This is a genomic window from Undibacterium sp. Ji83W, from assembly GCF_049340385.1.
In the GTDB taxonomy this organism is placed as follows: domain Bacteria; phylum Pseudomonadota; class Gammaproteobacteria; order Burkholderiales; family Burkholderiaceae_D; genus Undibacterium.
In genome coordinates, this window is record NZ_JBMPOZ010000011.1 from 17,407 (window position 1) to 31,088 (window position 13,682).

The following is a 13,682-nucleotide window of genomic DNA, read 5'->3' on the forward strand; positions in this document are numbered from 1 at the left end:
TTGCACCCTACGTTACGGCATTTTTTAGGGGATACGGTTTGCCGTGATTACTTCAAAAAAAAACGACGCCATGCACAAGCAGGCGTCGTTTTTTTATGTTCCTACGCGCGTAACGCATGAGCATGGCATTCGGTTGACAGGCGACATGCCGTTTAGAACAACAACACTAAGCCCCATGTTCTGTGGTTTTTTGCGTCAACGCAATGTGTCCGGGCGGCGTTTTTGGCTTACGTAGCGTGACTACGAAACGCAAAATAAGCAAGCAAACCAAACTAGCAACTTAAACGAATAGGGAAATATCATGAACAAACTGATCACCGCCATCATCGCTTCCACAGTTGTTATGGGTAGCGCATTTGCACAGACACCAGCAAGCGCATCTGCTTCTGCCAGCACAGCAGCCAAACCTGCAACAGCAGCCGCAGCAGCGAGTGTAGCCAAGTCTGCCCCGGCAGCTAAAGTTGTAGCAGCTTCTGCATCGGCAAGTGCTTCGGCAGCAGCAAAACCAGCAGTGGCCTCAGTACCTGCATCTGCTCCAGAAGCAAAGCCAGCGAAACATGAAAAACATGTCAAGCACGCTAAAAAAGAAGTAGCAGGCGCATCTGCAGCGGCCAGCGCAGCATCGAAATAAGTTTTCTGCAATAGGCAAGCAGTATCAAGTATCAAATATCAGAAATCAACACCGGCAGCATGTGCTGCCGGTATAAAAAAACACCGTAGTACTCAAAACAATAAGGGAATCAAACATGAACAAGCTTATCACTGCACTCGTCGCTTCTACTATCGTTATGGGCAGCGCCTTCGCTCAGACTCCTGCTACGACAGCAGCTAAAGTCACAACTGCTACACCGGCAGTCGTTGCGACCACAGCAGCAACAGCAGCTACTGTGACTACGCCAGCAGCAAAAGCAGTGACCACAACAGCCATGGCAGCAAGCACCACGCCGGCAGCAGTGTCAACAACGGCAACAGTTGCACCGGTAACGTCAGACGCAAAGCCAGTAACAGCCACTGCAGAAAAGACAGTCGCAAAACATGAAAAAACTGCCAAGCATGTCGCCCATGAAAAGCATGCCAAGGCAAAAACTGAAGTAAAAACTGATGTCAAGCCAGACGTCAAAGCTGAAGTCAAAACTGATACAGCTAAAGTTGCAACAGCAGGTAGCAGCAAGACAGCAACGCCAGCAACAAAATAAGTTGCAAGGCTTTTAGCAGCAGGCAATAATCAGAGCTGAAAAAAAGACGCTCCATCATTCGCGATGGAGCGTCTTTTGTTATGTGCAACAGGCAAGTCTGGTATCAGCGTGCCGATGCCACCAATTTGATACCCAGCGCGATCATGACGCCACCGGCAACGCGGTCCAGCCATGCCTTGTAACGCAGGTAAGTCGTGCGTGGTTTTTCTGAAGACAGGGCGACAGCGACTATCGCATACCAGCTGGCTTCGATGATGAAGACGCAAGCCAGCAGCAATACATCAAACGCCAGGCTTTGCGTGCGCGGCATGAAGGCGGCGAACACGCTGGCATAGACGATGGATGTCTTGGGATTGCTGACCTGGGTAGTAAAGCCCAGTAACAGCGATTTGCGCAAATTGCGTTCACCTGATTGTTCAGCCGCATTGATCTGCAAAGGTTCATGCGCACCACGCCAGATCTTGAAACCCAGCCAGGCCAGATAGAGGCCGCCCAATACCTTGAGTGCAATAAACAGCACAGGCAAGGCCAGCAAGACACCTTGCAGACCCAGCAAGGCCGCCACTGCAAACAGCGTGCCGCCCATGCCCATGCCTATCGCTGCGCTGACACCTTCAGCACGGGTAGACGCCATCGCGGTGCGGGCTATCATCACAAAACTGGGGCCGGGGCTGACGACGCCGACAGTGAGTGCGGCGCAGATGCCGATGAGTGAAGCGTAGTTTTCCATGGGAGTCCTTGGCAGTTGGGGGTGAATGCGTAATTTTACAGCAGACGCCATATTGGCTAGATGTTTGGTGCGTAATCCGGCATGCGCCGCATACGGCAAAGATATTTTTCCCAGCGGTGTTGTGCTCGCATGCTTATTGCAGGTGGGTGACTTGCATGCATGTAACAAGCTTGGATGAATGCGACGAACGCCACTGGCGCGCCAGCCCGGTGGATTCCAGCCTGCGCTGGAATGACGTTGCTAAGATAGTGGGCGATCAAATATCCCGGTTTCAACCCAGCCGTATTCTCAAAGTCGTCATCCCAGCGCAGGCTGGGATCCATCTGCGCAAGATCCGTTGGGATGGAGCGAGTGCCAACTTGTAGGGTGCGCCGTGCGCACCGGTCTGCGTTTCCAAATCGCCGAACTAAATCAAAGACGGTGCGTACGACCGCACCCTACAGACCATATGCTGCCAAGACAGGGGCACTGACCATGGCCAGTACCCAGGAGATGATGGCGGCTATGGTGATGAACACGACAAGCTTATGAACGGCGCCAGGATAGGGTTTGGCGAGGCCAAGGCGCTGGGCCACTGCATTGATGATATGGCTGCCATTGGAACCTGCCAGTGGCAGTAAATTAAAAGCCGCCAACTTGGCAGCAGTGATGCCCAGCAGGCTTAGCAATGCTGTGGTGTTGATAACGCGCCATGCCTCATGCAGCAGGGTTTGCGCTGTTCCAAAAGGGGACAGCGCACCCATCACATATTGTGCTGGTAACGCGATAAAGTCTTGCCAAGCATCTGCGCCGTTCAAAGCTGCGGCCACAATCATCAGGGCGGTGCAACCAGATAGCGCGATCATGATTTGTCGCCCCAGGCTCAAGCGGTCGATGGCAAAGGGCAGGTCGTCATCACTGACGATGTGCTCGCGGGTGTCGAGAAATTTGACATAGCCATTGATAGGGAGAGGTTTCAGGACAAATCTTTTATACCTGAACAACACAGGCCCCACGCCTATGGATATTTCCAGCACCCTGGCACCAGCGGTCCGGCCTGCTGCGGCAATGCTGAACAGGTGCACAGCGTCACAGATGAAGAGGATGAGGACAAAATTGAGCATGGCACGTGGTGTGTGGATGGATCTGGCGTAATTGTAGTCTGGAACAAGGAGTTGTTGATCTTTTTTGCATGGTTTGCTGTCATGCGCGGAGAAGGGGGAAGTGCCGCTTCTATGAGTGGCAATTACGGCGATGATGGGACGTCGCGCATGCTCATTGCGGGTGGGCGGCTTGCGTGCTTATAACAAAGTCAGACGAGTGCGATGAACGCCGCGGGATTCCAGCCTGCGCTGGAATGACGTTGCTACGATAGTGGGCGATCAAATATCCCGGTTTCAATCCAGCCGTATTCTCAAAGTCGTCATCCCAGCGCAGGCTGGGATCCATGTGAGCAAAGTCCGTTGAGGTGGAACGACTATCAACTCGTAGGGTGCGCCGTGCGCACCGTTTGTGTTTCCAAATCGCCAGAGTAAGAATAAAAACGGTGCGCACGGCGCACCCTACCGGTTATGCAGGTCAATTTGTCCAGCCAAACTTATCCAGCCAATCTACGATAAACAAACTCCGCCAGCGCCACGTCTTCCAGCCCTACACCTATGGCCTTGTACAGAATAATGTCTGACTCACTGCTGCGTATGCCTGCAGCTTGTACTACATCGGTCATCTCCAGCACATCGTCCCATGCAAAGCTGCTCTTGTCGCACAGGAGCAAATCACCTGCTTCATAGGCGGCCTGTTTTTTCCATTCAACGACGATCTTGCTGGCGCGGTGTATCAGGGTGTCGTCTACTTCGCGCGTGTCAGGCTTGCTCGAACCGATGGCGGCGACAAAGGCACCGGGTTTGACATCATTACCATCAAATAGCGGCGTGCTTGATCGCGTAGCGGTGAGGATGACGTCGGCCTGGCTGGCGGCTTCGGTAGCGCTGGTGGTGCGGGCGGGGATGCCGTATTGCGTACTGATTTGTTGGGCAAAAGCCTCCTGTCCTTCTATGCCGACCACCAGCACTTCTTTAAAATTGCGTACGGCCAGCAGGGCAGGGACGTGGGCGCGCGCCTGTATGCCAGTGCCAAAGATGGCCAGCGTCTTGGCATCTTGTCGCGCCAGTTTGTCGGCAGCGAAAGCGGTAACGGCAGCGGTACGAAATTCTGTCATGGTGTCGCCTTCCATCACGGCCAGCAGGCGACCATCGTCAGCGGCGAACAAGACAATCACGAAAGTGAACTTGCCATTGATGGTGGAATAAATCTTGGCCCCGGCGGCATTCAAGCCAGGGATGACGGCACCCATGGCGCTGAGCTTGGTTTTGCCGCTGTCTATGCGTACCCTTTCCTGCATGGCACCTGCTGTGGCGTAATGCGCAAACGCCTCGCGCATGACGGTGATGGCGTCCTTGACTGTCAGCAGTGAGGCGACTTGTTCGTTGGTAATGACTTGCATGTGGTTTCCTTAATAGTGATAGGGGCTGGCGTCAATCGCACTCTGCTCGCCATCGATTTGCTGCGCCAGAAGTTCGGCACTGCCACAAGCGAGTGTCCAGCCAAGTGCGCCGTGACCTGCATTGAGGTAGAGATTGCTGACGGGTGATACGCCTATGATGGGGATGCCGGTAGGCGTCGCTGGCCGCATGCCCACCCAGGCGTGTATGGCATTTGCATCTGCATTCACCGAGGGGAATAATTGCTGTGTTTCTTTCAGCAGACTTTGCGCGCGGGCCGCATTGATCCGCATGTCGTGGCCGACGATTTCTACCCGGCCTGCCACGCGCAGGTGGTCCCCGATGCGGGCATAGACGATCTTCCTGGCGCTGTCGGTGATGCTGACGCTGGGCAGGCTGGCATCAGCTATTGGCGCATCCAGCGTGATGCTATAACCCTTGAGCGGGTAGACGGGCAGGTGCACGCCAGTCTTGGCAGCCAGGGTGGCAGCATGCGAGCCGTTCGCCAGGACAAAGGCATCGGCGTTGATATCGCCCTGGCTGGTTTGCAGGGCCTGCAATTTGCCTGCCTGCACGAGCATGCCATGGACCTGGGTGTGGTACAGGAACTTCACATTCGGATAGTGCTGCGTCAATGCCTGCGACAATTGCCTGCAAAAGCGGGCGCAGTCACCGACATCTTCAGACGGCGTATAAACGCCGCCTACCCAGCGGGCAGCAGCATGTGCCAGGGCAGGCTCTATATCCAGGCAAGCCTGGGTGGACAAGACTTGCTGTTCACAACCCAGTTGCGCCTGGTAGACGACTTGTGACGCTGCACTCTTGAGGGCAGCATCAGATGAATACATGACCAGTTTGCCTGCCTGGCGCAGATCAAAATCCAGTGATAACTGTGTTTGCAAAGTCGCCAGGCAATCGCGGCTATAGAAGGCCAGACGCAACAGCTCTGCCGTGGTCTGCCGCGATTTGCGCTGGTTACAGGCCTGCAAAAAACCGCACAGCCATTTCCACTGCGCCAGCTCCAGCGCAGGGCGCCAGCTTAAGGGAGAATCGGGATTCAGCAGGTAAGAAGGCATGCTGGCCCAGACCGAGGCATCCGCCAGCGGCGCGACATAAGAGTAACTGAGCTGCGCCCCATTGCCAAAACTGGCACCTTCACCGGCACCATCATGTGCCTCGACAATGCTGACATCATGGCCGCGTCTTGCCAGTGCATACGCGGTGGTGAGGCCGATGACGCCAGCGCCGATGATACAAACTTTCATGATAGATTTATTGAATAAAAATAAATTAAACGCTGATGGTAGTCAGATGGCGTGCAGCGCTTTCCCTCGCTGCTGCAACCAGGGCAGTGAACAGGTTTTTTTCGCTGGCATTGACCCGGTATTCAGGGTGCCATTGCACCCCCATACAAAATGATAGCGATGGCACTTCTATGGCTTCGACCACGCCATCATCGGCCACTGCTGCCACCTTGACCTTGTCGGTGGATGCCGCAACGGACTGGTGATGCAGGCTGTTGACCTCGCAACTTTCCACACCCAGAATCGCCCTTAACTTGCTACCCTGGCGAATGTGGATGGCATGGCTGGCCAGATCGCAGTCTTCAGCCTGTTTGTGTTCTATGGTGGTGGCAATATCAGAAGGGATGTGCTGCAGCAGCTTTGCACCCATCTCAACGGCAATCAATTGCATGCCGCCACAGATGCCCAGAACCGGCATGTCACGCGCAATGGCGGCACGCAGCATGGCTTGTTCAAATGCGGTGCGGTCTTCCTTGAGGGCCATTTTTTCTGGATAACGGGCAGGCATGCCGTACAGGGCGGGGTTGACATCGAACATGCCACCCGTGATGAGCAAGCCATCAATCTGGTCGAGATAAGTCTCTACCGCATCCAGGTCATAGGGCAGCACCAGCGGCACGCCACCATTGTCACTGATTGCAGCGCAATAATTGCGGCGTACAAAGAACAGGGCTTCGATATCTGTTGCGGCCGCGCTGCGGTCGGGGGTGATGCCTATGCGGGGTGGTGGAGAGCTGGTCATTGGTTTTGTTTTGATTGTTTTTGATTGGTTTGATGTTGCCATCATCCCTGTTCAAAACACTCAACGCAAACCATGAATTCTATGTTCAGGTATTAGTTTTTCTAATGCATGATTTGGTATTTAATCTGAAGCTTAAGTGACAGGCATCAGATTTGATCCACCGGCACATCCAGCCCCGTCTTCACCCTGCTCATCGCCACAAGAGTCTTGAACCGTTTGACATTATTGCTTTCAAAGAAAAGCTGGCGGGTCAGTTCGGTGTATTGCGCCATGTCGCGCACGATGAAGATCAGGACAAAATCGCATTCGCCAGCAACGTAATAACATTGCTGCACCTGGGGACAGGCGAGAAAGGCGGTTTTCATGGCGTCGAGCAAATCCATGCGCTCGTTTTCTACTTCCACTTCGACGACGATGGTCAGGGGGTAACCCAGTGCATCCGGGCGCAGTTGTGCGCTGTAGCGTTCTATGACCTTGTCATCACTCAGGCGCTTCAGGCGGCGGTTGACGGCGGCGGTGGAGAGATTAACCCTTTCCCCCAGCGTGCTTTGTGGCAGGCTGCTGTCTTGCTGGATTTCTGCCAGCAGGCGGCGGTCAAAATTGTCCAGGGTAGTCATGCATGCTCCGTTATTGTTAGTTATGCTTATCTATGCAAAGATTTTGCGTTCATCCTTGTTATTTTCGTAAATCTTACCACTGACTACGGAATATTATTGCAATAACCATCATCACCAATGTCAGGAACAAGCATGCTGTTATCCAATCCACACGCTGTACGCCGGCCTTATTCCGCTGATCTTGCTGCCATCATGAACATAAAGAATGCGCAGGAGAGCCAGCGCTGGCTGGCACCCTGGAAAGAACTGGCCAGCGCTGCAACGCCACTGCATGCTCTGCCGGATCTGGCAGCTAAATTGCAGGTGGGCAGTATCCATGTCAAGGATGAATCAGTCCGTTCACCGCTGGGAAGTTTCAAGGCATTGGGTGCACCTGTCGCGTTGGTCAGGCAGGTTTTGCGGCTTTATCCTGGCCACGATATAGTCCCTGAACAGGTACTGACAGGCCGCTATGCACAACTGCTGCAAGACTATACCGTCATCAGCGCTACCGATGGCAACCATGGGCGCAGCCTGGCAGCCGCCGCAAAGTCTGCAGGCTGCCAGTGTGTGATTGTCTTGCATGCACATGTCAGTGCAGAGCGCGAAGCCGCCATTGCGGCCTATAGTGCCAGGATAGTGCGCATCGCAGGTAATTATGACGAGTCAGTGGAAGTAGCCGCAGAGTCGGCTCGCACCAATGGCTGGCAGGTGATTTCAGATACCTCGTATGAAGGTTATGAAGATATCCCGCGTGATGTCATGCAAGGCTATGGCACCATTGCTGCTGAAGTGGTGGAGCAGATGGCTGGAAATGAGGGAGCAAGCGCATACACTCATATCTTTCTGCAAGGCGGCGTCGGCGGCCTGGCTGCCGGAATAGTCAGTTATTTCTGGGAATTGTATGGCGTCAACCGCCCGCGCTTCATCGTGGTAGAGCCTGCGCAGGCAGATTGTCTTTACCAAAGTGCCTTGCATGGCCGGGCGAGCAGGGCGACGGGTTCTGTTGATTCCGTCATGGCGGGCCTGGCATGTGGCGAGACTTCGCCTCTGGCCTGGCGCTTCTTGCAGCCTGCTGTCGATTATTTTTTGACGATAGAGGATGAACTCGCCATCCAGGCCATGCGCGTGCTGGCAGCGGGCAGCGAGACGGATATTCCCATAGTTGCTGGCGAATCTGGCGTGGCGGGTCTGGCTGGCCTGCTGAGTATTTGCAGCAACAAGGTCTGCATGAAGCAAGTGGGCCTGGATGCCAGCTCAAGGGTGCTGGTCATCAATACCGAAGGCGCAACGGCAGCAGCGGTGTATCACGATCTGGTCGGCGTATCGGCAGGCGCGGTACTTGCTCAACAAAATTCCTGGAAGGACAGGCATCATGAATGAATCATTGGAATCAGCATTGCAGGCAGAATTGCTGGCCTGGCGCAAGCATCTGCACCAGCATCCAGAGACTGGTTTTGAAGAGGTCGCAACTGCTGACTATGTCGCCAAAGCCTTGCAGGACATGGGGCTGGAAGTGCATCGCGGCATAGGCGGCACCGGCCTGGTGGCCAGCCTCAGTGCGGGTAAGGGCGCAGGTAATGGCGCAGGTAATGGCAAGCGGGCGATAGGCTTGCGCGCCGACATGGATGCCCTGCACATCACCGAGAACGCACCCGACAGGCCACATGCCTCATGCACGCACGGCAAAATGCACGCCTGCGGGCATGACGGCCACATGGCCATGGTGCTGGGCGCAGCCAGATTATTAACCGCCAGGCCAGACTTCAACGGTACCGTGCGCTTTATCTTTCAACCGGCAGAAGAACACGGGCGCGGTGCCAAGGCGATGATGCAGGATGGCTTGTTTGAACGTTTCCCTGTCGCTGCGATTTTTGGTGTGCACAATATGCCGGGCATGCCTGCGGGTTCTTTCGCTACCCGCGCAGGCGGCATCATGGCATCGGAAGATAATTTCGTCATCCACATCAAGGCACGTGGCACCCATGCAGCCAGGCCGCACATGGGCATAGACCCGATAGTCATCGCTTCGCAAATCGTGCTGGCCTTGCAAACCATCGTCTCGCGCAATCTTGACCCAGGTTTGCAGGCAGTGATCTCCTGCACTGAATTCATCACTGACGGCATCAGGAATGTGATCCCATCGAACGTCATCATCAAGGGCGATACCCGCAGTTATTCCCGCGAGGTGCAAGCAATGCTCGAACAACGCATGCGCGACATCAGTGAGGGAATTTGCCACGTGCACGGTGCAGAATGCGTGTTTGAATATACCCATGAATTTGCCCCGACTGTTAATTCGGCTGAGTTTGTCGATGTCGCCACCAGGGCCGCCGCCAACATCGTCGGCAAAGACAAGGTCGATGCCAACGTGCAGCCCATGATGATCTCTGAAGACTTTGGCGCTTTCCTGCAAGTCGTGCCGGGCAACTTCAGCTTCATCGGCAATGGCGTCGCCCTCGACCAGGGTGGCATCCCCTTGCACAATGCGGGCTATGATTTCAATGATGAAATCCTGGCGACGGGGGCGCAGTATTTTGCTGAGATTGTGCGGCTGGAGTTGGGTGAGGGGGGAATCTTCTGACTCGCTGGAGTGACATTTTTAAACTCCTTCCCCTTCAAGGGGAAGGTTGGGATGGGGATGGGTTTCTGACGAAATATCATTGCTGGTAAATCAACTGAAACCCATCCCCACCCTAGCCCGTCCACTGCGCCGCTTGCAAGCGGCTTAGATTCCGTCGGCACAAAGCATGCTTTATGAAACCCCGACTACATCCCCTTGAAAGGGAGGGGATATACCAATTGGCTTAGATTCCGCTGGCACAAAGCATACCTCCTCAATCCGCCACCTTATCAGACGGAAACTGAAACGAATTACGCAACAAGGCATTCATCGGCATATCCAGATTCACACCAGAAGGCGGAATGGGATTGTTGAACCATTTTTTATACAGCTTCTCGACATCGCCGTTATAAATGATCCTGGCCATTTCTGCATCCATGAGCTTTTTCAGTTCGATATCGTTTTTAGAAAACATGATGGCATACGGTTCCACCGTCAGCGGGCTGGCGACAACCTGGTAATCTGCCGGGTGCCTGGACATGGCCTTCAGGCCGTACAGCAAGACATCATCCATGGCAAAAGCATCGGCCTTGCCGGTTTCTACCTGATGGAAAGATTCCAGGTCATCTTTCGCTTCCAGCAGGGTGATGCGCAAGGCACCCACGTCATTGCGGTCAGCGATCGACTTGGCATTGGTGGTAGCTGCGGTAGTGACAATGGTCTTGTTGCGCAAGTCTGCCCAGTTGCGTATGCCAGAGTCTTTTTTGACCAGCATCTTTGCACTGGCAATAAAATTCGCAATCGTAAAACCCACCAGCGCACGCCGCTCTGCGGTGTTGGTGGTAGGCCCGCATTCCAGATCCGCCAGCCCTTCGGTAATGGCCTTGAAACGGCTGGACGGTGTCACCTGCATATAGTCGATGCGCAGATCAGGCCGCTTCAGTTGCAGCTTGATGGCATCGACCAGTTTGAGGCAGATGTCCACCGTATAACCCAGGGGTTTGCCATTATTGTCCTTGTAGGAGAAAGGAATGGACGCATCCCTGGTCGCCAGCACGATCTTGCCACTGCGGCTGATACGCTCCAGCGTCTCGCCCGCCATTGCTGAGTTGCTGGATATGCTGAATGCTGCGGCTGCCATGATCAGCATGGCTGCCTGGTATCTTGCGCTAAGTACGTGCATGGTATTTCCCCAATCGTGTTCATGAGCGGGTGCACATGATGGCTGCGATTGTGGGTGCTGTCGTTTTGCGCAACAAACGATAATTTCTAATCGGGGTTATTAGCGGGGCTATTGCGTTTTAATCTGCTTGCATTTTGCGTGATCACTCACGTTGATTATTCAAAGTGCTCAGGGTCTTCAAATGAGGCTCGGCCACTTCATCTTTGTATGCCTGGGAAATACGGCTGTCATTTAATACTGCTGTCCAGAATTGATGCGCCATGTCATAGCATCTGGGCAGGTGGCGCAACTCAAGACCTGCGGCAAGATTAGCTACCCATGTCCGCGGCACGATCTCGCCATGTGCGTTGGGCCGGTAGAACATGGGCAGCATGTCGTAAGCTGGCAGTAAATGGTGACGCTGCTCAAATGTCCAGGCCAGCGCGATATTGCCGTGGTGTTTGTCTGTATTGCCTATCAGTGTGCCGTAAAGGTCCAGAATTTCAACGGTCTCTACATCTGTTGCAGACAACTGCCCCATGCGGGCAAGTTCGCGTGCGACGGCTGTCCATTTTTGATCCATCATGCCAAGGTCGCCATCCATGGCAGCAAAGGTGGCCATGGGGCGGCGGCCTTTCAGGCCCACTCTGTCGAAACGCAGCACTTCCAAAAACACGCGTCCACCAGCTTCAATCAGTGCGGTTTTTGCCGCAGCAATCTGATTGTGTGCCAAGATTTCCAGCGCCAGGTGTTCGCAGATCAGCAGGTCGGCCCAGCGACGGCCACCGTTTGTCGTATCAACCGGAGGTGAAAATTTGACGATGACATGTTCAATATTCTCTGTCTCAGCGCTTTGTGTATCGCGCTGGACGATCGCAGTGAACTTGGGTTGTTCTCCACCCGCAGAGGAGCCAGGCGGTTCTCCTTGCATGGCGTTTTCCGCCATGGCAGGGTAGAGCGCCTGACGCTGTGATTCTGGTATCACTGATGCATGTATCCTGCCTGTGTCGGACAGATATCGGGCATACGACTCATTACCCAGTATGAGGTCGCCTGCAGCATGTTCGCTGCGGCGTGCAATGTACTTGAGGACATGTTCATCCGTCCAGCGCAGGATATCTGCAGGCAAATCCAGGTCAGGATTTTTGCCCGGCTCCATGCGACCTAAAAAACCTTGCGGTCGCAGGTCACTTAGAAAATAAGGCATGCCCTGGAACAACTGGCTGGACTTGCCTGTGAGCGCGTAATAAGCGCCTTGCAGTGGATCGATGTTGCCTATGGATTCGATCTGCCCCTGCTCAGTCACCCTGAATACTGGTATCGGTGTATCCACTCCGGCCACCTGACGCAACAAGGCATAGCTGCGCGCCCTGGCCGCTCCTATCACGAAACCATCGCTCGCAGTAGACCACAGGCGTGAAAACGTGGGCTGGCTGATGTCCAGCGCGGCCAGGATGGCGGCGGTTTTCTGTGGCCCTTGCATGAGCAAATGCCTGAGTTTGCCCAGTTGTTGATTTTTAGACATTTTACTGCGTTTCACTGAATAGATAATATTGAGTATATTTCATAGAGAAGATTACTCTAAATGAATAGATTAGTGAATAGATTAATGAATAGATTTGTGAATAGATTCTCTGGTAAGATACTTTTAATAATTTTTCTATAAAGATACTTTTAGAGGCACCTTGGAATATTTGCCTGCTCTGTTTCCTGAATGAGTACATATGTCCGACATAGCCCGGTTTGTACGTTTCAAACTTATAATCACCCTAGCCCCACTTTTAAAGCCCGCTCATGCGCACCCAAAAGCTTGTTACTCCCCTGGTTTTACATGCACTCAAATACTTTGATGCAGCGGCGCGCAACCTGAGTTTTACCCGCGCGGCGGCTGAGTTGCATGTGACCCAGGGGGCGGTCAGCCAGCAGATCAAGGGGCTGGAAGAACAGATAGGGGCGCGCCTGTTCGTGCGCATGACGCGCAGCCTGCGGCTGACGCGCGAGGGTAGCGAGCTGCACAGGGTGGTCAACCGCCTGCTGCAAGAGCTGGAACTGCAATTACAGGCCATACAACCGAGCCTGAACAACAAGAGCGTGGCGATACGCTCATCCCCCTCGTTCTCGATGATGTGGCTCATGCCCAGGCTCAGTGGCTTTGGGCGGCTGTACCCGGAGATAGAAATCCACTTGCGTGGTGAGCTGTTTGGCATGAGCGCGCTGAAGATGAGTGCAGAATCCATAGACATCCTGGTGCTGTACGGCCAGGGGCCAGACCAGAGTAACCACCATGCCAGCAGGTTGATGTCTGAATACCTGTTGCCGGTGGCCAACAGTGATTACCTGGCGCGTTACCCGGCGCTGGCGCAGGCATCTGATTTTACCGGGCACATCCTGCTGCATGATGATTCCCCCTGGGAGAACGCGCCACCCTATGCAGAATGGGGTGAGTGGATGCGTATTGCCACCCAGTGCAATGACAACGAGGTGCAGGATTTTGTGCGCCACGGCCATCAATACAATCTCTCGCACCTGGCCATCAATGCTGCCACCTACGGGCAGGGCATGGCGATGGCGCGCACTTCATTGATACTCGATGAACTCATCCAGGGGCAGTTGAAGCCTACCGTGCCTATCTGTATCAAGGCCAGTGCGGCTTATTTTTTAGTCATCAATGAGCATGTGGGTAATAAAAAGTCCGTCAGTATCTTCAAAGACTGGCTGACGGAAGAGTGTCGCGAATTTGAAACACAGCGCAATGCCATTTTGTCAGGTATTGCGCGCCTGGTCTGATTTTCTGGCTCGCTGTAACGGCAAATTGAGCGCAATAGTATTACCCCTGCTAATCCATCTTTTTCCTCTTGGCCACTGCACCTGTACAGGGCGTGGCCTGTCTTTACGCATTAGTCCTGCTA

Annotated in this window: 13 protein-coding genes; 5 read left to right on the forward strand and 8 right to left on the reverse strand. The window is 54.1% G+C overall.

Features of this window, described 5'->3' with window-relative positions; genetic code table 11:
* Positions 1 to 301 precede the first annotated feature (301 nt).
* Together ACO0LD_RS18135 and ACO0LD_RS18140 are read left to right on the forward strand one after the other, a co-directional pair.
* Positions 302 to 631 carry a hypothetical protein gene (locus ACO0LD_RS18135; RefSeq protein ID WP_423009311.1) on the forward strand — a complete coding sequence of 110 codons (330 nt, stop codon included), beginning with the start codon at positions 302 to 304 and terminating at the stop codon, positions 629 to 631.
* A gap of 115 nt (positions 632 to 746) precedes the next feature.
* The gene (locus ACO0LD_RS18140) at positions 747 to 1,196 is read left to right on the forward strand and encodes a hypothetical protein (protein WP_423009313.1); all 450 of its coding nucleotides are present in this window, start codon (positions 747 to 749) and stop codon (positions 1,194 to 1,196) included.
* 103 nt (positions 1,197 to 1,299) lie between these two features.
* On the opposite strand, the gene ACO0LD_RS18145 is transcribed toward ACO0LD_RS18140, so the two are convergent.
* The 6 genes from ACO0LD_RS18145 to ACO0LD_RS18170 all read right to left on the reverse strand — a co-directional run bounded on the left by ACO0LD_RS18145 (position 1,300) and on the right by ACO0LD_RS18170 (position 7,069).
* On the reverse strand, positions 1,300 to 1,926 hold the full coding sequence (locus ACO0LD_RS18145) for a LysE family translocator (RefSeq protein ID WP_423009315.1): 627 nt from the start codon (positions 1,924 to 1,926) through the stop codon (positions 1,300 to 1,302).
* A gap of 437 nt (positions 1,927 to 2,363) precedes the next feature.
* Positions 2,364 to 3,029: a site-2 protease family protein gene (locus ACO0LD_RS18150; RefSeq protein ID WP_423009317.1), complete on the reverse strand. Its 666-nt coding sequence runs from the start codon at positions 3,027 to 3,029 to the stop codon at positions 2,364 to 2,366.
* A 473-nt stretch (positions 3,030 to 3,502) separates the two neighbouring features.
* Complete coding sequence (locus ACO0LD_RS18155; RefSeq protein ID WP_423009319.1) at positions 3,503 to 4,408, reverse strand: ornithine cyclodeaminase family protein; 906 nt, start codon at positions 4,406 to 4,408, stop codon at positions 3,503 to 3,505.
* Positions 4,409 to 4,417: 9 nt separating this feature from the next.
* Entirely contained in the window at positions 4,418 to 5,671 is a 1,254-nt protein-coding gene (locus tag ACO0LD_RS18160; RefSeq protein ID WP_423009321.1) for a D-amino acid dehydrogenase, read from the reverse strand.
* Between the two features lie 25 nt (positions 5,672 to 5,696).
* Positions 5,697 to 6,452: a gamma-glutamyl-gamma-aminobutyrate hydrolase family protein gene (locus ACO0LD_RS18165; RefSeq protein WP_423009323.1), complete on the reverse strand. Its 756-nt coding sequence runs from the start codon at positions 6,450 to 6,452 to the stop codon at positions 5,697 to 5,699.
* Between the two features lie 146 nt (positions 6,453 to 6,598).
* Positions 6,599 to 7,069 (reverse strand): Lrp/AsnC family transcriptional regulator, encoded by a 471-nt coding sequence (locus tag ACO0LD_RS18170; RefSeq protein ID WP_423009325.1) that lies wholly within the window; start codon positions 7,067 to 7,069, stop codon positions 6,599 to 6,601.
* 132 nt (positions 7,070 to 7,201) lie between these two features.
* Here ACO0LD_RS18170 and ACO0LD_RS18175 point away from each other — a divergent pair, with 132 nt between their 5' ends.
* Positions 7,202 to 8,431, forward strand: a complete 1,230-nt coding sequence (locus ACO0LD_RS18175) for a diaminopropionate ammonia-lyase (protein ID WP_423009327.1) — start codon at positions 7,202 to 7,204, stop codon at positions 8,429 to 8,431.
* A 4-nt stretch (positions 8,432 to 8,435) separates the two neighbouring features.
* Positions 8,436 to 9,632 (forward strand): M20 aminoacylase family protein, encoded by a 1,197-nt coding sequence (locus ACO0LD_RS18180; protein WP_423009709.1) that lies wholly within the window; start codon positions 8,436 to 8,438, stop codon positions 9,630 to 9,632.
* Positions 9,633 to 9,885: 253 nt separating this feature from the next.
* Here the strand turns inward: ACO0LD_RS18180 and ACO0LD_RS18185 are convergent, their stop codons facing one another.
* Together ACO0LD_RS18185 and yjjJ are read right to left on the reverse strand one after the other, a co-directional pair.
* On the reverse strand, positions 9,886 to 10,794 hold the full coding sequence (locus tag ACO0LD_RS18185; protein WP_423009329.1) for an amino acid ABC transporter substrate-binding protein: 909 nt from the start codon (positions 10,792 to 10,794) through the stop codon (positions 9,886 to 9,888).
* 142 nt (positions 10,795 to 10,936) lie between these two features.
* A complete protein-coding gene (gene yjjJ / locus ACO0LD_RS18190; RefSeq protein ID WP_423009331.1) occupies positions 10,937 to 12,298 on the reverse strand; it encodes a type II toxin-antitoxin system HipA family toxin YjjJ in 1,362 nt (453 codons plus the stop codon).
* A 269-nt stretch (positions 12,299 to 12,567) separates the two neighbouring features.
* Here yjjJ and ACO0LD_RS18195 point away from each other — a divergent pair, with 269 nt between their 5' ends.
* Complete coding sequence (locus ACO0LD_RS18195) at positions 12,568 to 13,560, forward strand: LysR family transcriptional regulator (protein WP_423009333.1); 993 nt, start codon at positions 12,568 to 12,570, stop codon at positions 13,558 to 13,560.
* The last annotated feature ends 122 nt before the right edge of the window (positions 13,561 to 13,682 follow it).